The organism is Acetobacter tropicalis (assembly GCF_030644465.1).
Taxonomy (GTDB): Bacteria; Pseudomonadota; Alphaproteobacteria; order Acetobacterales; family Acetobacteraceae; genus Acetobacter; species Acetobacter tropicalis.
The window spans coordinates 1,173,007-1,197,509 of record NZ_JAUYUW010000001.1 but is presented as its reverse complement, the minus strand read 5'-3'; the positions used below and the strand labels follow the sequence as shown (position 1 = coordinate 1,197,509).

Genomic DNA, 24,503 nt, shown 5'->3' with positions numbered 1-24,503 from the left:
GCGTGCGTCATGCTGTTTGTGATGGTTCAAGGCAATAGCCGCGTCCGCGCACGGTGCGGATCAGGTCCGCACCCAGTTTTTTGCGCACCCGGCTGACAAACACTTCAATGGTGTTGCTGCCCACTTCTTCTTCCAGACTGTACAGCGCATCTTCTATCCGCTCGCGGGAGCAGATGGCCCCCGGCCTGCGGGCCAGCAGTTCCAGCAGGGCCCATTCCCGTGCGGTCAGATCTATGGTCTGGCCAGCGCGGGTCAGGCGTTTGCGGTCCAGATCAATCTCAATGTCTCCCACTGCCAGCCGGTTATCCACCAGTGGCCGGTATCGCCGTGCCACGGCGGCAATGCGGGCCACCAGTTCTTCCAGATCATACGGTTTGGCCAGATAATCATCCGCCCCTTCTGAAAGCCCGGCAATCCGCTCACTGATCTGATCTTCCGCCGTGGTGATCAGAATGGCCATGGGGGAGGGCGTGTTGCGGATTTCGCGCAGCAGGGTGCGGCCGCTGCCGTCTGGCAGGCCCAGATCCAGCAGCAGGCAGTCATACCGTACGGCGGCAAGGGCGGCGCGTGCGTCATCCAGTGTGGTAAACCAGTCCACCGTATGGCCTGCCTGCCGCACGCGCTCCTGCACGGCAGCGCCCAGATGGGGTTCGTCTTCCACAATCAGAATACGCATGGTGATGGTCTCCGTACGGTCCGGGCATATTGTGCCCTGTGTGCCAGCAGGCAAGGCGGCATCAGGGCAGAAAAGGGTGAGGGTGGGTTTCATCCCACGCCTTGATGACCCAGGCCTGCATCTGTGGCTGCGGGCTATACTGAAACGTCTGTATCAGCCTGTCCAATGTGGCGTTTGCCGCGGCAGGTTTGCCCAGCGTTTGCAGCAACCGGGCTTTGCGGTAGAGCACCCGTGCCACGGTGCGGGGCACCGGGCTGGCATGCATGGACCAGAAGCGCGTTATCAGTGTGTCATATGTCGCCAGAGCCTGTTCCGGCTGTTTCAATGCCTGCTGGGCATCGGCCATATTGTCCAGAACCGAGGCAAGATAGCGGAGGTCTGGCGAGAACCGTACAGGCTGCATTTGGCGCAGAACCTCCTGCCCAAGGGCGACAGCGTCCTGCGGCCTGTGCAGATGGTTGAGCGCATCCATCCTGTTGCTGGCGGCCAGAAGATAATCGGAGCGCGCAAAAGGCTTCTGTGCCTCCCGCTCCATCAGCAGATCAAGGGGCGGTATAACCTTCTCCCACTGCTTTTCTTGTGAATATAAAAAGGATTTTGCAAGCAGAATTCTGTTTGCCGCCACTCTAAGCTCTCGGGTTCCCAGCAGGGCGGGGTCAGCCAGAGCCTGATCATAAACGGCCATGGCGGCATCGTTCCTGTTCTGGTGTGCCAGAATAACGCCCTGCCTGTGTAGGGCAAGATAGGGCAAAATCTGGCTGAACTGGTCAGGCTGCGCTCTGAACGTGGTTATAAAGCTGCCAAACTGCTGAAAGGCATCCGCTTTTCTGTTACAAAAATAGGAAAGAGACGCTCTGGCATAGAGCGTTTGCAGAAAAAGCGTATGGCGTGTTGGCGCGGTATCCTGTTCGCCTTGTGCCAGAAGATCATCAAACAGGGCTTGGGCCGCGTTACAGTTATCGGTGCCGGATGCGGTCTCGTAAATATCCTTCAGGGTCCAGAGAAGCGTGACATTGATGCGGGTGGGAAAGCGGTTGTAAAAGGTGCGGAGAAGGTCGATCTTCTGATAAAAAGCCTCGGTGTTTCGGCCAAGTTCCCGCAGGTCTTCCGTTTTTTCATACGCGAAGGAAACCTGCCTTTCTCTATCCTCCGGCGCTTCCCCGTGGGCCATCAGACCCAACCCATAGTTGAGTAGGTCCAGCGTCCTCTGTGTATGGCCTAGCGCATGTTCAGACCACGCCGCAGCATCCACCGCCGCCAGCCGTGTCTGCTGCACAAATGGCTGGGTGTTCTGCCCCATGGTACGATCAAAAACGGAGAAAGTCTTTATGGCATCCTGATATTTGCCGGCATTTTTCAGGAGGGAAATTTTCCGGCCATACGCATCTGCCACGGCGTTCTGGAGTGCGGAGTCCGGATTGGCGGCAAAAATGGTGACGAGGGTATCAAGAGCCGCCACTGCCGGGTCAGGTTTTTTCTCCAGAACAAGCAGTGAGGCTTTTGTGCCCAGTGCAAAAGCAAGCGTATGCTGTATGGCCAGATCCTGCGTGTGCAGGAAGGTGGTCAGTAGCGTATCAAGCGTGGCCAAAGCCTGCGTGCTTGCTGCCTGTTCCGCCGGAGCATCGGTATGGGCGCGGTGCAGCAGGGCAACCTGTCTGGCCAGAAAAACGGCTTTGTAATACAGCGCAATGGCATAACGTTCCTGCGCGGTATCATCCTCGGCAGGGTGCGGGGCGGCAATCACGCGGTCACACGCTGCGCTACCTGCTGCCGCGTTGTTCTGTGCCAGAAAAACGCGCATCTGCCCTTCAAAGGCTTCCACCCACAGGGTCTTTTCTACCGGGTCTTGCGGAAACGGCACATCAAGCAACTGGCTGAAGAGGCGTTGCGCCTGTTCCATCTGGCCAGTCTGGGTAAGGAGGGACGCCTTGCGCAGCCGTGTGGCCTGCACAATCCGTTCTCCTGCAAGAGACTTTTCTGGTATGGCCATTTTCAGAATGGCGTCATAATTGGCGAGTGCGGCCTCCGGTGTGCCTGCTTGAGCCTGTCTGCTGGCCAGAAAGGTAAGGGCGCGTAATTTGCACAGAAGCAGATCTTCGTTGGCTGGGTGCACCAGTTTTTGAACAAAGGACGTATAGAAAAAAATCTGGTTATCAGGTGGTAGCTGGTCAGAAATCTGCCGGAGCATGGCCTGACAGCTTTCCGGGTGCTGCCGCGCAAACGCCATGATAGCGGCCTCATTCAGCGGATGCCCCGTTGTAAAGTGCGGCGCTATCTTCGGCTGGATGACTGTATCATCCGGAACCAGAGAAGCCAGCGCCATCCCCGGCGCACTGATAACCAGACACAATGCTGTGGCAAACAGTTTTTTCAGGCAGGGGTGAGGCATTGATCCGGTGCAGCATGGAAAGAGGAACTGAGCCAACGGAGTATAGAATATTCCGCCTTTCCGTAAAGCTGGTGGCCGCTTATTCCCCTTCCTGCTTCCGGGCTGCCTGTGTCGTCTCACCGGCATCTTCACATCGGTCTTCCGCAGGCTTGTCAGCTCGTCTTGGCGGCCTTTCGGGTTATGCTGCGCCAATTTGGAAACTTATCTGATACCGCGACAAAAAAGCTTCCATGTGCAGATTCGGTTTTATGAACTTCATTTTTTTGCAAAAACCTGAAACGCATTTGAAGAAACGTCACACAGTATCGACAGAATATCCTTCTTCCGCTCTCGTTTTCTCTGCCGCAGGACCAAACCGGGCATAAAGCAGAGGCAGCACCAGCAGGGTCAGCATTGTGGAGGAAACCAACCCGCCAATTACTACGCTGGCTAGTGGGCGCTCCACTTCCGCTCCGGCGGAGGCAGAAAACGCCATGGGGAAGAAGCCAAGGCTGGCCACAAGGGCGGTGGCCATAACCGGGCGGAAACGTTCATGCGCAGCGGTCAGGGCTGCACGGGCAGGGCCGATACCCCGGCGGCGAATGGCCTCCGCCGTGCTGATCAGCACCACACCATTCAGCACCGCCACGCCAAACAGTGCAATAAAGCCAATGCCTGCGGAAATACTGAACGGCAGGCCCCGCAGCACCAGCGCAAAAATACCGCCAGAGGCCGCCACGGGCAGGTTGCAGAACACCAACGCCGCCAGGCGGGCGGAACCAAGGGCCGCTACAAGCAGAATAAAGATAAGCGCCAGAGAGAGTGGCACCACGATTGCCAGCTTTTTGGAGGCAGATTCCAGATTCCTGAACTGACCATCCCACTGAATGGTGTAACCACGGGGCAGCGGAACACCCCGTTTGACCGTTGCCTGTGCCTCCGCAACAAAGGAGGCCAGATCCCGCCCTCGCACATTGGCTTCCACCACCATGCGGCGGTGAATGGCATCCCGGCTGATGCGTGGCGGACCATCCTTCAGCACAATATCCGCAACCTGTGAGAGCAGGACGTCCCCTTTTCCATCTACCCGCCGGAGTCTGAGCGCCTTTATGGCATCCAGAGAGCCGGTTGCCGTAGAGGCGAGCCGCACCTGCGTGGCGATCATGGCGTTGCCCTGCGTAACAGGACGGCCAATATGCCCGCCTATGGCTTCCACCATGTCCAGAATATCCTGCTCGCGCACGTTCAGGCGGGCGGCGTTTTCCCTGTTGATGAGAACCTGCACAAAAGGAACACTCCCTTCATCCCCGGCCATAACATCCGCAGCGCCGCGTACGCCCTGCATGGCTTTGACCACCAGCTCGCCAAGATGGGAGAGCGTGCGCAGATCTTCCCCATAAATGGAAACAGCAATCTGTGTACGTACGCCAGAGAGCAGATCATCCATGCGCATCTGCACGGGTTGCGTCCAGGAATACAGGGCATCTGGTAGAGCCTGTTGCAGACGGGTGTTCATGGCGTCCACCAATGCAGCTTGGCTTCGGCCCGCAAAATGCTCTTTTAACAGAACAAAAGTGTCTGTCTCGTTCTGGCCCATGGGGTCAGTCGGGATGGCGGCTGCCCCCGTGTTGCTTATAACGGTTTTGACTTCCGGGAAGCTTTTTAAAATACGCTCTTCCTGTTGCACACTTTCCAAGGCGGCTGGAAGGGAGAGGCTGGGCAGGCGCAGGCTGTGCACCACCAGCGCGCCTTCTTCCAGTTGGGGTACAAACTCGCTGCCCAGATGCCACGCCATAATGGCGGCCGCGCCACAGGTGCCCAGCATCAGGCCCGTTACCAGCCGTGGCCTGCGCAGACAGCGGCGCAAAAGGGGGTGGTATCGGGCGCGCAGGCGGCGGATAAGCACCGTTTCCGCTGGAACGGATATGCGGGAGAGAACCAGAGTGCTCAAAAGTGGCACCCACAGCAGACAGTATAAAAGCGAGGCCGCCAGCGCCATGATAACCGTTTGCGCCATGGGGCGGAACATGTGGCCTTCAATATCTTCCAGTGTCAGCACCGGCAGATACACCATGATGATCACCAGAATGGCAAAGCTGACAGGCCGCGCAACCTCCCGCGTGGCGGACACCACAAGATCAGCAAACGGAACATGCCCCTCACGCTGGCGGCGGCTGAGAATATGCTCCACCACCACAAGGGAGCTATCCACAATCATGCCGAAATCAATGGCGCCAAGGCTCAGCAGATTGGCGGAAATACCAAATAGCCGCATGCCTGTCATGGCGCACAGCAGCGCAAATGGAATGACTGAGGCAATCAGCAGCGCCACCCGCAGGTTGCCCAATACCGCCAGCAGCACAATCACCACCAGCGTTGCCCCCAGAGCCAGATTTTCCTTTACGGTGGCAATGGTGCGGTGGGTGAGGGAGGCGCGGCTGTAAAACGGTTCCAGTGTCACCCCGGCGGGCAGGGAGTGGATAATGCCGGGTAGCGCAGTGTTCAACGCGCGTAAGGTTGCGCCGGAACTCGCGCCGCGCTCCATCATTACAATGCCTGTAACAATCTCGCCTTTTCCGTCACGGGTGACTGCGCCCAGCCGGGTACGGGGCTGCGGGTTGATCCGGCCCAGATCCCGCAGGCGGATGGGCGCGCCACCCGTATTGGTTTTAACGGCAATGGCTCCAAAATCATCCAGCGTGCGTAAAAGCCCACGGCCCACCACAATCTGCTGTTCGGCATGGTGTTCAATCCACCCGCCGCCAGAGGCCGCGTTGCTGCTCTCAATCGCCTTGTAAACATCTCCAACGGAAAGCCCATACGCCAGCAGACGGGCGGGGTCTAGCGTTACGGCCCATGTTTCCTCAGCGCCGCCACCAATGTTTACATCCACCACGCCGGGCACAAGTTTGATCTGGGGGGCAACTGTCCATGTCAGGATACGGTTGAGATCCATCAGGGAATAGTCACGCCCTTTCAGTTCAAACTGAAAAATCTCGCCAAGGCCCGTGGTCAGTGGCCCCATGTTCAGGGTCACGTTGGGCATGCTTATCAGCGTACGGGCTTGCGTCATGCGTTCACTTACACGGGTGCGGTCCAGATTGATGTCTGTGCCATCGTCAAACTGCACATAAACAACAGACACGCCAGAGCGAGAAACTGACCGTAAATCCTTGATGCCCGGAATACCCGCCATACTGCTTTCCACAGGGAAGGTAATCAGTTTTTCAACTTCCTCCGTGGCCAGACCGGGGGCTATGGAGGTTACCAGCACCTGTTGGGGGGAAATATCGGGCACGGCTTCCACCGGCAGGCCAAGCGTTGCGCCAATGCCACCAGCCAGAATCAGCACCAGAAGGATCAAAAGCAGGAAACGGGCTTTCAATAGGTTATGAAACAGATTTTTCACAGTATCAGTCCGCATCCATGCCAGCCAGAACCACCATGCCTTTCAGGGCAATGCTGCCGTGGGTGACCACCTGATCCCCCGCCTTCAGGCCGGAGCGTATAAGGGCCTGCCCGTTTTCTTCCATGCCAAGCGTTACCGGCGTGGGGCGAAATGTCCCTTCGGCTGTTTTGGAAAAAACCGTGTCCTGACCATCAAGGGTCTGTACGGCCTCGGCCGGGATAACAAGCCCGCTGGCCTGCTGGGTGGTTTGCAGCAGGCTATTCAGCACCATGCCGGGGCGCAATGTTGTGCCGTTGTTCTGCACACGGCTGAGCACCCGTACCAGCCCGGTTGCGGGGTCTGTGCCGGTATCAATGGTTTCCATACGGGAGATCAGGGCTGGCGGCGGCTCGCTTCCGTCCTGGGCGGGCAGAAGCGTGTGCTGAACGCCCCCTGTGGCCAGTAGGGCTGCATCCTGCGGGGCAACATCGGACACAATCCAGACATGCTGGGTATCACTCACCGTTATCAGCACAAGGGCCGGGTCCACATCGGCGGCAATGGCGGTGGTCAGGCTGGTGACTGTGCCATCAAATGGCGCCACCAGGGTGGATGTCTCATCTTGTGCCGCATGTTCTTCTGTAGCGGAGGTATATTCTTCCTGAAACCTGTGTTCCAGCACACCAAGTTCCGCCTGCCGTGCCGCCACGTTCTCCCGCGCAAGTTGCAGGGCAGCTTGCCGCCTCTGGCTTTCTCCGGCGGAAACGGTGGTGCCTGCCAGCGCACGGGCGCGGCCATAGGCTTCAGCAGCTTCCTTCTGTGCAGCCAGAGCGGCCACCAGCGCCGTGCGGGTCTGGGTTTCCTGCAAACGGGCAATGTGCAGCGCATGGTTTTGATACTGGAGCAGCGCCTGCCCTTTTCGCACGGGTTGCCCTGGCAATACAGCAATGGAGAGAACTTTGCCGCTGCCCGCCGGATGAATGGCAACCGTATGTGTGGTATCTGGCACCACCCGCGCCATGGCAGGCAGCATATGGGCCAGCGTACCGGGCATAGCAGCAACACAGCGTATTCCCTCATTCCGGACAGCCTCGGCAGAGAGTGTCAGCGGTTTTTGGGCGGCATCTTCCGCCGCAGCGGGTGCGTTGGGCGTGGCTTGGCTTCCGCCTGATGCGGTGGGAGCATCTTCAGCATGGGCAGGCATTGGGGCGACAAGCCACACTGTGGCGCACAGGGCGGCAGCACAAACAGAACGCATCCAGCCTGTTCCGTCTGTTGGGTCTGGCTTTCTTTCTGGCAACAGGCTTCCTCGCAGCAGTAGGTTACGTAAGGAAGACAGGCGTGCAAGACGCAAGACGCCAATGCACACGGGTTGAACAACGTCAGGGGTGCGGCCTTCTGACAGGCTGCCCGTTGCTCCGCTTCGGAAAAGTGGAAAAACACCGAGGGGAAAAGCACACATCAGAAAAATCCGTGTCCATGGAAAAAGCGAGGAACCGTGCAGCAGCCGGTTGGCGTTGGCGAAAAAATGAGAACTGGTGTGCCGCACATTGTGCCGAACCGGTTGGGCGTTGTCAGACGGGAATCACTCATGGGGCGGCGGCGGCATCAGGCTGCGGCGTGTCCAGAGAAGCAGGAATACGCAGCCCACCGTTGCGCTGGGGTGTGGCGCGGCCCGCAGCATCCGTCACGTCACTTGCGTTTTCCGCCCCGTAGAGATCATTTTCACCAGCACCAGCACCAGCACCAGCACCAGCACCAGCACCAGCACCAGCACCAGCACCAGCACCAGCACCAGCGGTTTGCGCGGACCAACCCGCCTGTTGTGGCATGGCACCGCCAATGGTCGAAAGGTGGTGCTGTGTGGGGCTTGCGTACGCCAACCCTGGCAGATCACCCGTGGCAATCAGGGCGCGGACAATGGCGGCGTGCCAGAGAATTTCTGCTCTATCCCGCGCCATGGCGGCGGTATAGGCAGCCTGCCGGGCACGGATGGCGTCATCCAGCGGTGTTTCTTTCAGCCGCCAGGAGCGTTCCAGCAGGGTGGCCCGGTTTTCCAGCGCCTGCGCGGCGGCACGAGCGCTTTTCAGGCCAGCGAGCGTGGCTTGAAGGCGGGCGCGGGCCTGCGCCACTTCCTGCCGCACCATCCGGCGGGCCAGAATATCCTGCCTGTCCGCCGCTGCCTGCCGGTTGCGTGCCGCCGCCAGCAACGGCGCGCTATGTACGGCGCTGGGCAGGGGCATGGTAAAGTTCACGCCCACGCGGTTATCCCACGGGCTGCCGTACTGTTTTTCATGAATACCCCCAACCCCCAGCTCCGGATTGGGCATGAAGGAGCGGCGGGCAAGCTGCATGGCGGCGCGGGCGGCATCCCGCTCCTTGGAGGCTGCCTGCACGCGGGGGTCATTTTCTTCTACGGCGTTGGTGTTGGCCAGCCGCAGGGCAGCACTTTCCGTTGCGGTATAGGCCAGAATGTCCGGTATTTCCGGGGTGCCCAGCAGGGCTTCAAGGGCTGCGGCCGCGTTCTGGGCTTCTTCCTGCGCCATGGCGTAATCGGTCCGTGCGGTGTCCCGTGTGGCATCCGCCATCTGCTGGTCTGCCTGCGTCATTTCCCCCAGGCGGGCGGCATGCGCCACATCGGAGCTGATCCGGCTGGCGGCGGTATGGAAGGCGGCGGTGGTGGCCACGCGTTTCTGGGCCAGCAGGGCGGCGGCTGTGGCGTCCAGCAGGCGCACGGCCAGCGCCATATGGGCCACGGAGGCCTGTTTTTCCGCCCCCTCAGCTTCCGCCTGCGCCACGGATCGCGTGGCGCTGCCTTGCCCCGGCAGCCAGAGCGGCACGCTCACTTCCCCCTGATAGGTCGTGTAGCCTTCATTGCTGCCAATAAAATGGTCATCAAAGTAGGAGCCAGACACAATCGGTCCCCCCGCAAACCATGACCCTGCTGCTTTGGCACGGGATTCCGCCGTTCTGCGGTTTACGGTCAGTTCATTGCGGTTGGGGTCCAGCCGCCATGCCAGCGCCAGTGCGGAGGGAAAAGGCAAAGCCCCACCAGCATGCCCGCTCTCCTCCGCCAGCGCAGGCTCAGCGTTGGTTGTGTTGAACGCATGTGTGGTATGCGCCTGCCAGCTTGTGTGGGAAGGAGCCTGTGCCCGCCCGTTCTGCAAGGGCACACACACCAGCGGCACGGAGACCATAAGGGCAGAGCAACAGGCAGAAAGCCTCATGTCCGGGTTGAACCTCACTCAGCAGATGCAGCCTTCCCGCCATTGTGGCGGGTTAAGCAACAGGGCAGGCATACCCCGCCAACCTGACAGGAAGCTGAACAGCCCCCGTCCTTCTGCGTTAAGACAGGCAAGGCAAAGTGCAGTAGAGTACCGCCGGGCACAGGCAGCGGTAGGGATAAGAGTGGCGGCAGACAGACATTTCGGGCGTACGGGTAAGGCGGGCTGCAAATCGGTCGTGGGTGTCTGCCTGTTGGGAAGTACGCTGTTTGTCTCGGTCCCACAGGCGCTGGCGCAGCCGGTTGATCCGTCTCAGGTTCAGCTTGATCAGGAATGGCTTGGGGATTCCGGGCCTATGGTGCAGCGCATTGGGCCAGCGTCCACCCGCATGCGCCGCCAGCCCGGCGCGCAGCGTGGTGTGGGCATGGCGCCCGGCAAGGCCACGCACCCGCGTATTGGCCGGGGCAAGCACGCCGTGCCTACGCCGCCACCCACACCGCCCGATACGGATAATGACCAGATTACCGACACGGATTCCGATATGGATGATAACCTGCTGGGCCGGATGGGCGGGCTGCGCCCCTGGCTGGCCCGGTATGGTGTCACATTCGATCTACAGGAAGTGGATGAACTGTGGGGCAACCTGACAGGCGGCGTGCCCGGCGCAGGGCAACGCGGCCCCGGTACCGGCCCATCCTTCAATGGTGTGACCATGCCCACTCTTACGGTTGATCTGGAGAAGATGATCGGCCTGAAGGATGCTGTGTTCAACGTAAGCGCGTTGCAGATCCATGGGCGTTCCATCACGCAGGATCACCTGAACACCTATAATCCCGTAAGCGGCATCGAAGCTGACCGCTCCACCCGTCTGTTTGAACTGTGGTATGAGCAGGCCTTCTGGGATGATACGCTGGATATCAAGATCGGCCAGCAGGATCTGGATACCGAGTTTCTTATCACCACCTATGGCGCATTGTATTTGAACGCCAATTTCAGTTGGCCCATGGGGCCTTCATCCAACCTGTATGCCGGGGGGCCATCCTGGCCTCTGGCCTCGCCCGCCATAAGGCTGCGCTATCGGCCAGCGGAAAACGTGACGCTGATGTTTGCCGCAGCGGATGATAACCCGCCGGGAAACCAGTGGAACTCCTTTACCGTGCAGAATCAGGGGCAGGGCAACGTGCATGACGCCACCAGCCAGACCACCAATGATGCCTGCGGCTGCCGTTTCAACATGAACACCGGCGCTTTGCTGATTGGAGAGGTGCAATACGCCCTGAACCCGGAACCGGATGAGGACCACCCCAACCGGAAACGCAGCGGCCACGGCCTGCCCGGTGTGTACAAACTGGGCGGTTATTATGATACCGCCCGCTTTCCCGACTGGCGGCATGATGTGCAGGGTCAGTCTCTGGGCGCAGCCTATGCGCGGGGTGAGGTCACACAGCCGCGCATGGTGCGGGGCAACTGGCTGCTGTACGGCATTGTGGACCAGATGGTCTGGCGCCCGTACCGTAAATCACCCACCTCGCTGGGCGTTTTTGCCCGCGCCACCGGCAATGGGGGAGACCGCAACATGATCAGTTACGCGGTGGATGCCGGGGTGAACCTCAAAGCACCTTTTGCGGGCAGGGAGAATGATACTCTGGGGCTTGGCTGGGGGCTTGGCCGTGCCAGCTCCGGCGCGCGGGCCTATTACCGCGCACTGGGCCAGCATGCGCCCGGAACGGAAAACCATATGGAACTCACCTATCAGGCCGAGGTTCAGCCATGGTTCGTGCTCCAGCCGGATTTCCAGTACGTTTTCAACCCCTCCGGCGGGCTGGAAAGCCAGAAATGGCCGGGGCATAAAGTGGCGGATGAACTGGTGTTCGGTCTGCATTCCCGCATATCGTTCTGAAAAATGCCGGGCGTGTCTGGCGGGTGTCTCAACAGCTCTGTATGGAAGCATAAGGCCGAAGCGAGGGCGCGTGCGTGATTGATAAATCTTACCTGTATCTGATGGGCGCCATTGTGTGCGAGGTATTTGCCACATCCTGTCTCAAGGCGTGTGATGGCTTTACCCGCTGGGTTCCGGCGGCCCTGAGTATTGCGGGCTATTGCTGCGCCTTTTACCTGCTCTCCCAAACCATGCGGACCATTCCCACCGGGCTGGTTTATGCCATCTGGTCAGGCGTGGGCATTGTGCTGATTTCAGCCATAGGCTTTGTTTTTTTCAAGCAGTCACTTGATCTGCCCGCCATTATCGGCATCGCCCTGATCATGCTGGGCGTGCTGGTGATCAATCTGTTTTCCAGATCAACACAGATCTGATCCCGCCCCCGCCTGCCGTGCGTATCAGGCAGGTTTTTATTCTGGCGGACACAAAGAAAGGGAAGAGGGCAACGCCACTCTTCCCTTTTTGCTGTAAGAGCTATCAGCCACCAATACCCTGATGGGTCTGGATCTGTGAATCCGCAAGGGAGTGGTGCCAGACAACCTGATCCGTGAAGATGATGGACAGTGTCTTGGCTTTCCCATGTGTTCCGGAGGCGAATGCGCCGTAATAGGGAATGAAGTTGGTGCCGTTCGCGCGGGTTTTGGCGAAAACGTATTTCCAGACTTCGTGCCCGCTATCCGTGAAACTGGTTTCAAGAGGGTCCCCGTACAGGGCTTTGACTTCCTGCTTGGTCGTCACGCCGTCCTTGATTTTCTGATCAACGGTTTCCGACGTTTCATTCTTGATGGACTCATTGCCGGAAGAAGCGCAGGCAGAGAGCAGCAGGAGTGCAGACAGGCACCCAGCAACAGAAGACATCTTCATTTTAGACGTAAAATCCTTACTAAAAAGTAATGCATTACGCTTATTATAAAAAATGCCTTTTTTGTAAAGATCTTAATTTCCGGTTTTGTACCGTTGTGGTCGGCTTTCTTTATCCTTCAACAAAACCACCATATTTTCACAGTACAGTGGACGGTCATTCCTTAGCTGGCACAGGGTTGGGCGGGGTGCTCGCCCTCATCCCCACAGGAAACTGGTATGGCAACATCTCCTGTGGGGTGGGGCACTCAGAAGGAGAGGTCTTCCTCGTTCTGATCACTTTTGTCTGATGGCTGTGGCGGCTTGGGTGGGGTGGGAGCTTCCGGCGCGCCTTGGGGCAGAGATACACTGCCAATGCCATCAATCTCCTTGCTGAAAGACTGAGGCACTTTTGTCAGCTTCACGGAACCTGCACCGTCAATGGAGATTTTTGCCCGGCCGGTGGGGCCAGCTTTTACAGAGCCCGCACCATCCATGGAAAGATCAAGATTGGTTATGTCCATATCCGCCATGTTGACAGAGGCTGCGCCATCAATGCTCAGCGTCACATTTTCCGCCCGACCATGGGTTTTGACACGGGCTGCCCCGTTAATGATCAGGTCCAGTGTTTTCTGATCATAGCCCTGCCAGTCCACGGAGCCAAAACCGTTCAGGGTCAGTTTGGTCAGGGCTGGCGCGGTAATGGTCAGCATTACCTTGGCATCGCGCAATCTGTAATGATGGTTGGGGGTGTTCTCATCCGTATCCAGCGTGGTGCCGTTCAGCACAATGTGGTTGATCATCCGTTCTGACCCGCTAACGGTAATTCCCGCTTTTGGTCCCTGCTGGATGATAATGCTGGCAGGCAGGTTGATGGTAAGGTCCGGCCCGCCCTCCCACGCAAGCGTGCGGGAAATCTGCGGGCCACGGGGGGCGCTGTCGGTCCATTCAATATCCGCAAAGGAAAAACTTGTCGGCCCGCGGGAGGCGGCAACGCCAAAGCAGAGTGCTGAAACAACGGCTCCGCCAACGGCAATCATGGTAAGGCCACGGATCATGGGAAACTGTCCTTATATTATATCTCAGGCGGTATGGGTGGGGGCAATCAGGCGGTAATGGGCGCGGCCATAGCCCACCAGCAGATTGACAATGCCAATGGTCAGCAACACGCAGAACGCCACAACAGACGCCCCGCCAGAGGCCAGCCCAAGGCTGAGCAGAACCCCCTGCAACCAGTCCGCTCCGGAAAGCGGCGTCAGGTCTATCAGGGCAAAAGGCAGTAGCAGGCTACCGGCCAGACACACGGCGGCCCCTGCAATCACAAATGCAAACACGCAGGAGCCAACAGCCAGCAGAACGGGCAGGACTACCAGCAGATCAAGGGCGGCCAGCCCCATAATGCCCAGAATGGCTCCCAGCGCGTTGCTCAGGCTGCGTTCATCCTCCCACCGGCGTACGCCAGCCTCTGCCCGTAATTCCCGTGCAAGGCGGGCGGGGTCACCAAGGCGGCTGGCAATGTCCGCTTCCGTGCGGCCTGCGGCGCGTCCAGCTTCAAAATGGGCTTCATAATCAGCAACAGTTTCTTCAATCACGGAGCGCGGCAGGCCTTTCAGCCCGGCCCGTAGCTGGTCAAGGAACATCTGTTTGCTTGTAGGTGCCTGTATCATGGCTGGGTGTTCCTGAATGTTTTCTGTACGGTAAGGGGGCTGTGTCCGGTTGTCCCGGCTGGGGTGGAAGAAGCAGCATTTTGGTTTCCTGCCGCGCTGTTTGCATTGGGGGTGGGTTCCCCCTGTGCAAGGGGGGCCAGAATGGCGGAAACAGCCTGCGTAAATGTCACCCAGGCTGAACGCTGTGCTTCAAGGCTGTGCCGTCCGTTTTCTGTCAGCGTATAGTATTTGCGGGGCGGGCCTGAGGATGATTCAACAAAATATGTTGAAACAAGACCATCTTTCTGCATGCGCCGCATAAGGGGGTAGATGGTGCCTTCCCCCATGTCTATGGCGTCTGAAAGGCGGCTGGCAATGTCATAGCCGTAAGAGTCTGCGCGTGAGAGCAGGGCCAGCACGCACAGTTCCAGCACGCCTTTCTTGAATTGAACAAGGTTGGGTTCCACGGCTTTTCCTGTCAGGAGCCGCGTGCCCATGGGGCCTGCGACTCTTATTGAGTATCCAGTGACAGCTACTGAATACACACCAGAACCATTCAATGCAAGGTACCTGTTTTAAAACCAAACAAGAGCCAAAGGTTAACAAACCATGAAGAGAAAACCGGGAAAATCCTTGAAAATTAAGAATTTTCTTACAAATAAGCCTATTGCTTCAAAAAAATACCATTCTGGCCAAGAAAAGATTTTTCTCTTCAAAAAGGGATGATACGCCAACTGTGTGACTGCCAAGCAAAGAGAGAACAGCGTGATCCCAGTGCGCATCTTTGCGTTTTGATACAGGGAGCCTGTCATGAAGACCGTGCCGGAAACCCGTTTGCCCCTTACCACAGCCCAGCGCGGCGTCTGGATGGGGAGCCTGCTGCGCACGCAGGGGGGCACGTTCAACATTGCAGAAGCGGTGGAAATTCTCGGCCCGGTTGATCCCGCCCTGTTTCGCGCAGCCCTTGCACAGGTGGCGCAGGAGGCAGAAACCACACGGGTAAGCATCCGCATGGGAGCGGATGGACCCTATCAGGTTATCCTGCCCGCACTGCGCTGCCCGCTGCCGTTTATGGATTTCTCCACCCGGCCAGATGCTGCTGCCCAGGCGCAACACTGGATGATGGAGCGCATCAGCCAGCCGGTTGATCTGGCTGAAGATCCGTTATGGACCTGTGCTCTGTTCAAACTTTCTGCTGACAGGTTCATCTGGTTTCACTGCTGCCATCATATTGCGCTGGATGGTTTTTCAGGTGGCCTGATTGTGGCGCGCGTGGCTGAACTGTACAGCGCCATGGTGGACGGACGACAGCCCGCGCCCTGCACGTTCCTGCCGCTTGAGCGGCTGGTGGCGCAGGAAGCAGCCTACCGCACCAGTCCGCGCCGGCAGAAAGATCAAGCCTATTGGCAGCAGCAGCTTGCCGCACCGCCGGAGGCCGTTACGCTGGCGTCCCCCTTGCCCCCCGCATCGCCGGAGGCCTCCTTGCAGCGGCTGGGGTTTGTAGAGCGCAGCGCCCTTATTCCTCCATCCACGGCGGAGCGGATGCAGTTTCTGGCGCAGCAGGCCGGGGTGACCCTGCCGCAAATGCTGACAGCCCTGCTAAGCACATATGTTTTTCGCCTGACAGGGCAGGAAGACCTCACACTGGGTATGCCGGTGACGGGACGTACAGACCGTGAAATGCGGCGCGTGCCCGGCATGGCCGCAAATGCCGTGGTGTTGCGGTTTGCCATGGCCTATACACTGGGTTTTTCAGATCTTCTGCTTCAGGTGCGGCGCGCTTTGCACGGAGCGCTCCGGCATCAGGCCTTCCGGTATGAGGATCTGCGGCGCAGCCTCGGCTTTCATGATACGCAGCAGCATCTCTCACGTATTGGTATCAATATTGAACCATTTGACTATCACCTTTCCTTTGGCGGTAGCCCGGCACGGAACCGTAACCTCAGCAACGGGGTAATGGAAGATCTGACTTTTTTTGTTTTTGACCGTCAGGATGGGCAAGGGCTGGCGCTGTCTCTTTACGCCAACCCGGAGATGTACGATGGCCCGATGCTGGCGCAGCATCTGCGGCATATCATGCGTTTGATAGAAGCCATTCTTGCAGATCCCACCCAACCCATCGGGGCCTATCCTCTGGTTGATGCCGCAGAGCGCACCGCCCTGCTGGCGGATGAGGCCGCAACGGCCCGCAACTGGGGGCCGCAGGCTCTGGTGGCAGATCTGGCGCGCCACGCAGCCTACCCCCCGACAGCCCCGGCGGTAACAGACAGGCTGGGCTCCGTGCCGTACGCGGTTCTGCTACAAACCGCGCAGAATGTGGCGGAGCGTTTGGCGGCCTGCGGCATTGGCCCCGGTGATGTGGTGGGCCTGATGCTGCCCCGAGACCGCCGACAGGTGATCGGCATGCTTGCCGCCATGATAACGGGCGCTGCATGGCTTTCGCTTGATAAATGTGGTCCGCGTGAACGTAATGCGGCCATTATTGCCAATGCCCAGCCCGCCCTGTTCCTGACCGAGGACAGTCTGCCAACAGGCCTGCCCGATGGAGCCGCCGTTCTGGGGCTGGCGGAAGATGGTTCTCCTGCAACACAGTTTTCCATGCCAGATACTCAGCGGGTGCCTGTGGTGGCGCAGGGCACGGCCTATGTCATTTACACGTCTGGCACCACCGGCACGCCAAAAGGCGTTGTGGTGCCATGGACAGCGCTGACCAACCTGCTGTGCAGCATGCAGGAGAAACTGGCGTTCAGCACGCAGGAGTGCTGGTTATCCGTTACCTCTGTCACGTTTGATATTTCCATTCTGGAACTGCTGCTGCCGCTTCAGGCCGGGGCGCATCTGGTTATCGCCAGGCGCGAGACGGTGACAGACCCGGCACTTCTGGCTACTGCTGTGCAACAGCATGGCATCACCTTCATGCAGGCAACGCCAACCTTGTGGCAGATGCTGGTGGGGGCAGGGCATGGCGGCAGTCTGGCGCAGGTGCGGGTGCTTTCCGGTGGTGAACCTCTGCCTCTTCCCTTGGCCCGAACACTTCTGAAACAGGCGCGTTCTGTCTATAATGTTTACGGCCCTACCGAGACTACAATCTGGTCCAGCCTGCATGAGGTTACGGTAGAAGATGGCGTGCGGGGGCAGCCCATTCCGGCGGGCAGACCGCTGGCCAACACGCAGTGTTATGTTCTGGACCCGGCGGGCAGTCTGCTCCCTGTGGGTGTGGCTGGGCAACTGGCAATTGGCGGCGCAGGCATGGCCACCGGCTATCTGCACCGGCCAGATCTGACACAGGCTGTTTTCCGGCCAGATCCCTTTCATCACACACCGCAGAGCCGCCTTTATCTTACCGGAGATCGCGCCATCCGGCAGGCAAATGGCGTGATTACCGTGCTGGGGCGCACAGATGCCCAGATCAAGATAAAAGGCGTGCGGGCCGAGCCTGCGGAAATTGAAGCCGCGTTGCTCACGTTGCCGGGAATTGTACAGGCCGCAGTACGGGTTTGGCCTCGTGCACAGGGGCCGGTTCTGGTGGCCTATCTGGTGCCCGCGGCCTTCGCGCAGGCGGAGAGCATCACGCCAGAGGAAGAAGCCCGAAATTTCACTCTGTTTCGCACGCATCTGAACGGGCGTCTGCCTGCGCAGATGGTACCCTCCCGCTTTGTGGTGCTTTCCGCCCTGCCGCTTACGGCTTCTGGGAAGCTGAACCGAAAAGCTCTGCCGGAGCCAGAGGAGACTGCGCATACGCCGCAGCAGGAGGTGCCGCAAACCGCGGAAGAACAGCTTCTGTTCACCCTGTGGGCTGAAATTCTGGGGCGGAAAGATTTTGGCATTTCCGAAAATTTTTTTGATCTTGGCGGAGACAGTCTTGCTGCCGTGCAGGTTGCCACGGCCTTGACGGAGCAGGGGTATGAACTGCCCGTGGCATCCCTGTTCGGTGCGCCAACCATTGCGCGGCTGGCTCCCCTTTTGCAGCAACAGCATGCTGTAGAAGACATTTTTCAGGAAACAGTTGTACCCTTGCGGGCTGAAGGTACAGGCCAGCCGGTGTTCTGTTTTCCGCCCATTCTGGGTGTGTCTCTGGGTTTTACTGCCCTGCTGCCACATATTCCTGCTGAAAGACCCGTTTATGGCTTGCAGGATATGGGGCTTTTACGTGGCCTCAATCCTCCTCAAACCATTCAGCAACTGGCTGATCTCTATCTGGAGCAGATCCGCGCTCTTCAGCCGCACGGGCCGTACAGTTTTGTCGGCTGGTCTATGGGGGGACTGGTGGCGCATGCCGTGGCCGCCCGCCTGATGGCAGAAGGCGAGAGCCTTTCCGCGCTGGTTATGCTGGATACGTATCCATTGCATGATCTGGCTGCGCTGGAGGCAGGGCAGGGCCTTGTCCGTATGGAGGATGCATGGCTTGTCAAAAATGCTATTGCCATGCTGGGGCTTGATTTTTCTGAGACTATGCCAAACACGCTGGAAGATCTGGCTGACCGGATTGCAGAGATCATGCTGCCGGAAGCACAGGCTTTTGCGTTGGATGATGCGGCCTTTGCAACCATCCTGCAAGCCATGCGGCATGTGGTCAGCCATAATCTGGAAATGATGCGCAACTGGCAGCCCCAACAGGTGCAGACAGACCTGCTGTTTATGCGGGCCACGCAGCGCGGCGCGGAAGATTTGGTAGATGATCCCGCTTTCTGGCAGCGTTACATAACAGGCAGGCTGGTTGTGACGGATGTGCCCTGCACCCATATGGCAATGCTGGACGCAGAAAATGCAGCGTTTATTGCAGAGCATTTTCTGGAACATGAACAGCAGAACCAGAGGAGAGCCAAAGGCTGCCTGAACAGTCAGCCGTGAAACCATACAGGCGAAGAGTTTTTCAAAAACCCTTATAGAACATTCCATTTCTCAAGCTGTGTGATGGCATTCTGCACACCATTTTCCGCCCGGACCTGCGTGCCAAGGCGGCTGGCATTGGCCACCATGTGCGGGGATGTTGCCTGAAGCATGGCATCACCCAGTGTCTGTGCGGTCAGGCTGCGCAGGTTCTGCGTGGGGGTGGCAACGCCAATGCGGTGTAATTGCCAGCCCCAGAAATACTGGTCCCCCACAAAGGGTACGGGCACGGTGGGAATACCGGCGCGCACTGCGGCGGCGGCCGTGCCTGCTCCGCAATGATGCACCGCCAGCCGCATTTGTGAAAAAAGCCATTCATGCGGAACATGATTCACGACATGAATGTATGCGGAATTTGGCAGAAACCGCCTGAGGTTGGACCAGCCACTCCCTACCACAGCGCGCAGGCCCGCACGCTGCACGGCGTCCCGCACTGTGGCGGCCAATGTTTCAGCTTCTCCGCTCAGCATACTGCCAAAGCCGATATAGGCGGGTTTGTCTCCCGCCTGCAAAAACCGGGCCAGATCTGTATCCGGCGTATAGTCGGCATTTTTTGCAGATACAAAATACCCAGGCATGGCAATGCGCGCAGGCCATTCCGGCTGGCGTGGCACCACATGCGGGCTGAACCCAAACAGGATACGCCCGCCGGTGGCCTTGGGGTCATGCCATGGTCCTTTCAGGGGGTAAGGGGGCAAATCCAGTGCTTTGCGCATGTCATTTGCTGTATGGCGCAGCAGAAGCCACGCTGTCTGGCGCAGGGTGCGGTGCAGCGCAAACGTAACAGATGCGGGCAGGGAGCGCGGCCTGAACCACACAGGCGGCAGCGCATGGCTGGCTTCCAGCGGTTGCAACTGGGTTTGCACAAAAGGCACCTGCAACCGCTCGGCCAGACTGGCGGCTAATAACGAGACATTGCCAGAGCCAATCAGCAAGGTTGCGCCTTCAGCTGCTTTCAGCCCCTGAGCGGGCCAGTCCTGCGCCATGCGGCGTGTTTCAGCCACGACTACACGTGCCGCCGCCAGGCCGCTGCGGCCATCCAGAGCCTGAGGGTTATGGCGCATCATTCCGGCAAAATCGGCGGTCAGGGGAGAAAACTCCAGCCCCACCTTGGTAATGCTGGCCTTGAAACCGGGGTCCGCCGCCAGCCTTACGGCATGTCCACGGGCCAGAAGCCCTTCACCAAGGGCAATGTGGGGGCGCACATCCCCTTCCGTGCCAACGGTCATGATAACAATTGTCATACTCTGCGTTGCACCTGATTGCTGTGGGTCAGACCGGCTGTGTCCTGAAGTCTCTAAAAGCCAGTCAGGTTTTACCAGTATCTGGCGCACAAGATAAGTGTGGATAATCCGGCATAACGTGAAGAAAGGGGCACCTGTCTCAAAACTTTCACATAGAGGGCGCGTTCACATGCAGTAAAATCCTTTCGCCACACACCCTGCATGTATGAACCCCAAGGGGTTCGGAAATGATGGGAGGGCGGCAGATAAAGGATGCGAGACGTTCAAACGGCTGCCCGTACTGCCCCGGCAGGATCAGCCGCAGGGCGGTAGAAGAGGAAGCGCGGTTTTGAGAACAGGAAACGGACAGTCAGCCCCCGTGCCAGTCAGGCAGACTCTTTTTAGCGTGGTGCAAGGTCACGGTGTCAGGGCAAGGGTTCTTATTCTTTCTCTGGTTTCTCTGGGAGCGCCCTTGTGCACTTTCGTCCCGGCACAGGCAGATTCTCTGCATTCCGCACAGCCTCACCCGTCACCAGTCACACGGCAGACGCACACTGCGCTTCCGCACGGGCATGGCGCCGCGCACTCACAGCCGCAGGCATCGCGGTCCTCGCCGTATCTCACGCCAGATACGCAGCCGGACCCCACACAGTATCTGCCGCCGCCGCCTCAGCCGGGGAGCCTGCGGCATCAGACGGACGAAAAAGCTTTTGCTGTCACCCGTGGTTGGAAGAATGATGCGCGTTGGGCGCTGGCAGCCTCCGATGCAAAATTGCAGCTTCCTGATCTGCTCAACAGTTTTTCCTGTGCGGCAGGCTTTGTGATTGATGCTGCCAGAACACCGCATCTGATCGCGCTGTTACGTAACATGGGCAATACGGAAGTGCCCGATATGTGGAAAGGCAAGGATTACTGGCGGCGGACCCGCCCCTTTGTGGGCACGGATAACGCCATCTGCACGGAGGAAGAGCGGGCGGATATTGCCAAGACCGGCGCTTATCCTTCCGGCCATACCATGCTGGGGTGGAGCCTTGCCCTTGTGTTGACCGAACTGCTGCCAGACCGCAGCACCGCCATTCTGCAACGGGGCCGCGTGTTTGGAGAAAGCCGCATTGTCTGCGGTGTGCATTGGGAGAGCGATGTGCAGGAAGGCTATCTGGCAGGGGCCGCCGAGGTCGCGGCCATGCACGGTAGCGCCGCCTTCCGCGCCGATATGGACGCCGCCCGCGCTGAACTGGCCGCCCTGCGCGCCACGGCCCCTAAGCCCGATACAAAGCAGTGCGAGATTGAGCACGAAGCCGCCATTCACTCTCCGCTGTAATGGCGTGAGCGTGCGGGAAAGCGGCTATAAACGGACATCAGGTGCAGCGGAAAGCTGCGCCTGAAGGCTGTCGAACGGGAGGTCAAACGGGATGGGGCTTTGCAGGCGAAGCATGAGGAATGGCATATACCGCCTTAGGGTGTGAAAGCCCCGCCTCCAACACGTATAAGACCACTCAGGCGCCACCGGACAGTGCCTTCAAAGAACATTCTCGTTGAGGGATATGACCCTTTGCAGGATGTGTGTTCTGTTTCATCCAGAAAGCACGCATAAAAAAACCGCCCGGAAAAATCTCTCCGGGCGGTTCTAACGGTCTGTTCAGAACAGGTCGTTTTTTACGTCACACTCGGGCTCAGCCGACTTTGTGCACCCAGCCATGCGGGTCTGGCGCACGGCCAAACTGAATATCACACAGCGTCTTGCGCAGATCCGCCGTCACATCGCCCGTCTGGCCGTTGATCACATGCGTGCCTTCGGCGCTTTTCAGCGTGCCGATGGGCGTGACCACGGCTGCGGTGCCACAGGCAAACAGTTCACGCAGGCGGCCGGATTTGGCATCCGCGTAAAGCTGGTCAATGGCGTAGGGTTCTTCCTTCACCGTCAGCCCCTTGTCCCGTGCCAGTGTCAGCAGGGAATCACGGGTGATGCCGGGCAGAATGGTGCCTTCCAGCGGCGGGGTCTGCAGGGTGCCATCATCCAGAACGGCCATGATGTTCATGCCGCCCATTTCTTCAATCCACTTGCGTTCCGCTGCATCCAGAAACAGCACCTGATGGCAGCCGTGTTCCTTGGCTTCCTGCTGGGCGGTCAGGCTGGCGGCATAGTTGCCACCACATTTGGCTTCACCCGTGCCGCCACGAGAGGCGCGCACAGTGCGTTCTTCCACCCACACGCTTACCGGCCCCGCATCTTTGGAGAAATATTCCCCAGCAGCGCAGGCAATCACAATAAACTTGTATTCAGAAGCGGGCTTCACACCCAGCGCGGCTTCCGTGGCAATCATGAAGGGGCGAAGATACAGCGTGCCCACTTCCGGGTCCGGAATCCAGCCAGCATCAATTTTCACAAGCTGGTTCACGGCGTCCAGAAACAGTTCTTCCGGCACTTCCGCCATGGCCATGCGCTCGGCAGATTTGCGGAAGCGGCGGGCGTTGGCGTCCGGGCGGAACAGTTGCGCATCCCCGTTGGGGGCGCGGTAGGCCTTCATGCCCTCAAAAATTTCCTGCGCGTAGTGCAGCACAGAAGCAGCAGGGTCCAGCACCAGCGGCTGGCGGGGCAGAATCTGTGGCGTGTGCCAACCCTTGCCTTCGGTGTAGGTCACAACGGCCATATGGTCAGAAAAGACACGACCAAAGCCGGGGTTCGCCAGCAGGGCAGCGCGTTCTTCCGGGCTGACAGCATCGGTCTTGGGGGTGATCTGGAAGACTGTCTCTCTCGTCGTGCTCATAAGTTCTGGCGTCTCCGCGGCCTTGGTGTGCTGGACGTGTGGTGTCCGTCTGGGTCTGTGTCGTGCAGGCGTGTTGCTTACGGGCAAAAATCAGGCGGGTAAGAAACAAACCTGCGCGGCTGCGTTCAAAGTGGGCATTTACCTACCATGTTCGCACAGACAGGGCCAGAGCACGCGCCGTCAGTCAGACTCGCCCCATCTCCAGCGCCATCCCCCTTGCGTGTGGGAGCGACAGACCCAGAAAAAGAGGGCCGTTGCAATAATATCAAGCAAAATAACGCCAACCAGTAAGGAGGTCGTGTGGCGGAAGGGCAGGAAAGGAAGCGCAAAAGAGGAACCCAGCGTCACGACAAGAAAAAGGCCCAGGGTAGCCCATCCCTGCCATGTAATAGGGGTGCCTGCGCCATAGCCGAAGCGTTTGGGGGCAAACCATGCAGCGCGTGGCGTTGGCTTGGTTTCAGTGTGTTCAGAAACCATGTGTCCTTCCTTATCTCATCCCAGCCTTTCAGGTCAGGCGGCGGATGGCTTCCACAACGTCCCGCTGCACCCGCTCAGCCAAAGGTGAGGGGAGCAGATCAAACGCATGCACGGCATTGGCGTACACAATCAGATCTGTCGGAACACCAGCCTGCCATAACCGCTGCGCAAACGTCACGTCCTCATCCCTGAACAGATCAAGCGCTCCCGTTATCAGGAAGGTTGGCGGCAGGTCGGACAGATTGCGCATGAAGGCGGGAGAGAGATAACCAAATGCCGGATCATCCGCTGCCAGTGTGCCCCGCACCGCAGACCACGCATGCTGGTTCTGGGCTCGTGTCCAGACAAACTCGCCTGTTGTAGGGTCATCCGTTAGGGCGTCCGGGCCGCCCGTGCGCAGGTCCAGCATGGGGTAGATCAGGATCTGCGCCCGCAGCGGCACCTGTTTCCGGTCCCGCGCCAGAAGCGCTGTAGCGGCAGCCAGACATCCGCCTCCGCTATCCCCCATGATGCTGATGCGGCTGGAGTCTCCCCCTAGGTCCGTGGCATGGGCAGACAGCCACAGGAGCGCTGCATACACATCCTCCAGCCCGCCGGGAAAAGGCGTTTCAGGTGCGAGCCGATAATCAACGGACACGATCAACGCCCCTGTTGCGGCGGCCACTCTGGCATGGGTGCCAGCCTGCATGTCCGGCGTACCCGCAATCATGCCGCCCCCATGCACGTACAGAATGACCGGCGCGGGACCATTGGCCTCGGGCGGGCGGAAGATCAGAACCCGCACCGCAGGGGCATTGGCGGGGCCGGGTATCACCCTTTCTTCATACGCCACAGTATCAGACCCCAGCAGAGCAGTTGTGCCTTCCGCAAGATCACGCCGGAAGACCTCCAGATCTCCTTGCGCAGGGTCAAAGGAGGGGAATGACCCTACCCTCTCGCGCTGATGGGCATCGACCAGTTCAAAGGTGGTCATAAAAATCACTCTCCCTGCTCGCCGGGCCGCTTGAAAGGGAGAACGATCCCATCCAGTAGCGCCTGCATGATCAAACTGAACAGGGATCATA

17 protein-coding genes are annotated in these 24,503 nt (G+C 59.0%); 4 read left to right on the top strand and 13 right to left on the bottom strand.

Annotated elements, in window-relative coordinates:
* Positions 1 to 7: 7 nt before the first annotated feature.
* The 5 genes from QWU00_RS05380 to QWU00_RS05360 all read right to left on the bottom strand — a co-directional run bounded on the left by QWU00_RS05380 (position 8) and on the right by QWU00_RS05360 (position 9,659).
* Positions 8 to 676, bottom strand: coding sequence for a response regulator transcription factor (locus tag QWU00_RS05380; RefSeq protein WP_035379045.1), 669 nt, complete (start codon positions 674 to 676; stop codon positions 8 to 10).
* A gap of 61 nt (positions 677 to 737) precedes the next feature.
* Complete coding sequence (locus QWU00_RS05375) at positions 738 to 3,065, bottom strand: tetratricopeptide repeat protein (RefSeq protein ID WP_035379025.1); 2,328 nt, start codon at positions 3,063 to 3,065, stop codon at positions 738 to 740.
* 295 nt (positions 3,066 to 3,360) lie between these two features.
* Positions 3,361 to 6,468: an efflux RND transporter permease subunit gene (locus QWU00_RS05370; protein WP_052051253.1), complete on the bottom strand. Its 3,108-nt coding sequence runs from the start codon at positions 6,466 to 6,468 to the stop codon at positions 3,361 to 3,363.
* Positions 6,458 to 7,894: an efflux RND transporter periplasmic adaptor subunit gene (locus tag QWU00_RS05365; protein ID WP_231551633.1), complete on the bottom strand. Its 1,437-nt coding sequence runs from the start codon at positions 7,892 to 7,894 to the stop codon at positions 6,458 to 6,460. The genes QWU00_RS05370 and QWU00_RS05365 overlap by 11 nt, the downstream gene beginning before the upstream one ends.
* A gap of 127 nt (positions 7,895 to 8,021) precedes the next feature.
* Positions 8,022 to 9,659, bottom strand: coding sequence for a TolC family protein (locus QWU00_RS05360; RefSeq protein ID WP_231551634.1), 1,638 nt, complete (start codon positions 9,657 to 9,659; stop codon positions 8,022 to 8,024).
* Here QWU00_RS05360 and QWU00_RS05355 point away from each other — a divergent pair.
* Both QWU00_RS05355 and QWU00_RS05350 read left to right on the top strand, forming a co-directional pair.
* Complete coding sequence (locus QWU00_RS05355) at positions 9,658 to 11,556, top strand: carbohydrate porin (RefSeq protein WP_231551635.1); 1,899 nt, start codon at positions 9,658 to 9,660, stop codon at positions 11,554 to 11,556. The genes QWU00_RS05360 and QWU00_RS05355 overlap by 2 nt on opposite strands.
* Before the next feature lie 74 nt (positions 11,557 to 11,630).
* Positions 11,631 to 11,969 (top strand): DMT family transporter, encoded by a 339-nt coding sequence (locus QWU00_RS05350; RefSeq protein WP_254907103.1) that lies wholly within the window; start codon positions 11,631 to 11,633, stop codon positions 11,967 to 11,969.
* Between the two features lie 103 nt (positions 11,970 to 12,072).
* Here the strand turns inward: QWU00_RS05350 and bamE are convergent, their stop codons facing one another.
* The 4 genes from bamE to QWU00_RS05330 form a co-directional block, all read right to left on the bottom strand.
* The gene (gene bamE, locus QWU00_RS05345) at positions 12,073 to 12,459 is read right to left on the bottom strand and encodes an outer membrane protein assembly factor BamE domain-containing protein (RefSeq protein ID WP_052051255.1); all 387 of its coding nucleotides are present in this window, start codon (positions 12,457 to 12,459) and stop codon (positions 12,073 to 12,075) included.
* A 245-nt stretch (positions 12,460 to 12,704) separates the two neighbouring features.
* Entirely contained in the window at positions 12,705 to 13,493 is a 789-nt protein-coding gene (locus QWU00_RS05340; protein WP_052051256.1) for a GIN domain-containing protein, read from the bottom strand.
* A gap of 24 nt (positions 13,494 to 13,517) precedes the next feature.
* A complete protein-coding gene (locus tag QWU00_RS05335; RefSeq protein ID WP_035379028.1) occupies positions 13,518 to 14,102 on the bottom strand; it encodes a DUF1700 domain-containing protein in 585 nt (194 codons plus the stop codon).
* A complete protein-coding gene (locus QWU00_RS05330; RefSeq protein WP_081938999.1) occupies positions 14,099 to 14,578 on the bottom strand; it encodes a PadR family transcriptional regulator in 480 nt (159 codons plus the stop codon). Before QWU00_RS05330 ends, QWU00_RS05335 begins: the two co-directional genes overlap by 4 nt.
* Before the next feature lie 313 nt (positions 14,579 to 14,891).
* Here QWU00_RS05330 and QWU00_RS05325 point away from each other — a divergent pair, with 313 nt between their 5' ends.
* On the top strand, positions 14,892 to 18,932 hold the full coding sequence (locus QWU00_RS05325; protein ID WP_150395658.1) for a non-ribosomal peptide synthetase: 4,041 nt from the start codon (positions 14,892 to 14,894) through the stop codon (positions 18,930 to 18,932).
* Positions 18,933 to 18,964: 32 nt separating this feature from the next.
* On the opposite strand, the gene QWU00_RS05320 is transcribed toward QWU00_RS05325, so the two are convergent.
* A complete protein-coding gene (locus tag QWU00_RS05320; RefSeq protein ID WP_035379032.1) occupies positions 18,965 to 20,215 on the bottom strand; it encodes a glycosyltransferase in 1,251 nt (416 codons plus the stop codon).
* Between the two features lie 451 nt (positions 20,216 to 20,666).
* Here QWU00_RS05320 and QWU00_RS05315 point away from each other — a divergent pair, with 451 nt between their 5' ends.
* Complete coding sequence (locus QWU00_RS05315; RefSeq protein WP_231551636.1) at positions 20,667 to 21,515, top strand: acid phosphatase; 849 nt, start codon at positions 20,667 to 20,669, stop codon at positions 21,513 to 21,515.
* Between the two features lie 352 nt (positions 21,516 to 21,867).
* Here QWU00_RS05315 and QWU00_RS05310 read toward each other — a convergent pair whose 3' ends face one another.
* From QWU00_RS05310 to QWU00_RS05300, 3 genes are all read right to left on the bottom strand, one after another.
* The gene (locus QWU00_RS05310; protein ID WP_006558853.1) at positions 21,868 to 22,962 is read right to left on the bottom strand and encodes a branched-chain amino acid aminotransferase; all 1,095 of its coding nucleotides are present in this window, start codon (positions 22,960 to 22,962) and stop codon (positions 21,868 to 21,870) included.
* Positions 22,963 to 23,142: 180 nt separating this feature from the next.
* On the bottom strand, positions 23,143 to 23,439 hold the full coding sequence (locus QWU00_RS05305) for a hypothetical protein (RefSeq protein WP_035379034.1): 297 nt from the start codon (positions 23,437 to 23,439) through the stop codon (positions 23,143 to 23,145).
* 28 nt (positions 23,440 to 23,467) lie between these two features.
* On the bottom strand, positions 23,468 to 24,412 hold the full coding sequence (locus tag QWU00_RS05300) for an alpha/beta hydrolase (protein WP_035379036.1): 945 nt from the start codon (positions 24,410 to 24,412) through the stop codon (positions 23,468 to 23,470).
* Positions 24,413 to 24,503: the final 91 nt, after the last annotated feature.

Bases quoted from the DNA above. Each gene is read 5' to 3' on its own strand.
- QWU00_RS05320 (WP_035379032.1), bottom strand. From the start codon at position 20,215: ATGACAATTGTTATCATGACCGTTGGCACGGAAGGGGATGTGCGCCCC.
- QWU00_RS05360 (WP_231551634.1), bottom strand. From the start codon at position 9,659: ATGAGGCTTTCTGCCTGTTGCTCTGCCCTTATGGTCTCCGTGCCGCTG.
- QWU00_RS05370 (WP_052051253.1), bottom strand. From the start codon at position 6,468: ATGCGGACTGATACTGTGAAAAATCTGTTTCATAACCTATTGAAAGCC.
- QWU00_RS05375 (WP_035379025.1), bottom strand. From the start codon at position 3,065: ATGCCTCACCCCTGCCTGAAAAAACTGTTTGCCACAGCATTGTGTCTG.
- QWU00_RS05340 (WP_052051256.1), bottom strand. From the start codon at position 13,493: ATGATCCGTGGCCTTACCATGATTGCCGTTGGCGGAGCCGTTGTTTCA.
- QWU00_RS05310 (WP_006558853.1), bottom strand. From the start codon at position 22,962: ATGAGCACGACGAGAGAGACAGTCTTCCAGATCACCCCCAAGACCGAT.
- QWU00_RS05380 (WP_035379045.1), bottom strand. From the start codon at position 676: ATGCGTATTCTGATTGTGGAAGACGAACCCCATCTGGGCGCTGCCGTG.
- QWU00_RS05300 (WP_035379036.1), bottom strand. From the start codon at position 24,412: ATGACCACCTTTGAACTGGTCGATGCCCATCAGCGCGAGAGGGTAGGG.
- QWU00_RS05305 (WP_035379034.1), bottom strand. From the start codon at position 23,439: ATGGTTTCTGAACACACTGAAACCAAGCCAACGCCACGCGCTGCATGG.
- QWU00_RS05325 (WP_150395658.1), top strand. From the start codon at position 14,892: ATGAAGACCGTGCCGGAAACCCGTTTGCCCCTTACCACAGCCCAGCGC.
- QWU00_RS05335 (WP_035379028.1), bottom strand. From the start codon at position 14,102: ATGATACAGGCACCTACAAGCAAACAGATGTTCCTTGACCAGCTACGG.
- QWU00_RS05365 (WP_231551633.1), bottom strand. From the start codon at position 7,894: ATGTGTGCTTTTCCCCTCGGTGTTTTTCCACTTTTCCGAAGCGGAGCA.
- bamE (WP_052051255.1), bottom strand. From the start codon at position 12,459: ATGAAGATGTCTTCTGTTGCTGGGTGCCTGTCTGCACTCCTGCTGCTC.
- QWU00_RS05330 (WP_081938999.1), bottom strand. From the start codon at position 14,578: ATGGGCACGCGGCTCCTGACAGGAAAAGCCGTGGAACCCAACCTTGTT.
- QWU00_RS05355 (WP_231551635.1), top strand. From the start codon at position 9,658: ATGTCCGGGTTGAACCTCACTCAGCAGATGCAGCCTTCCCGCCATTGT.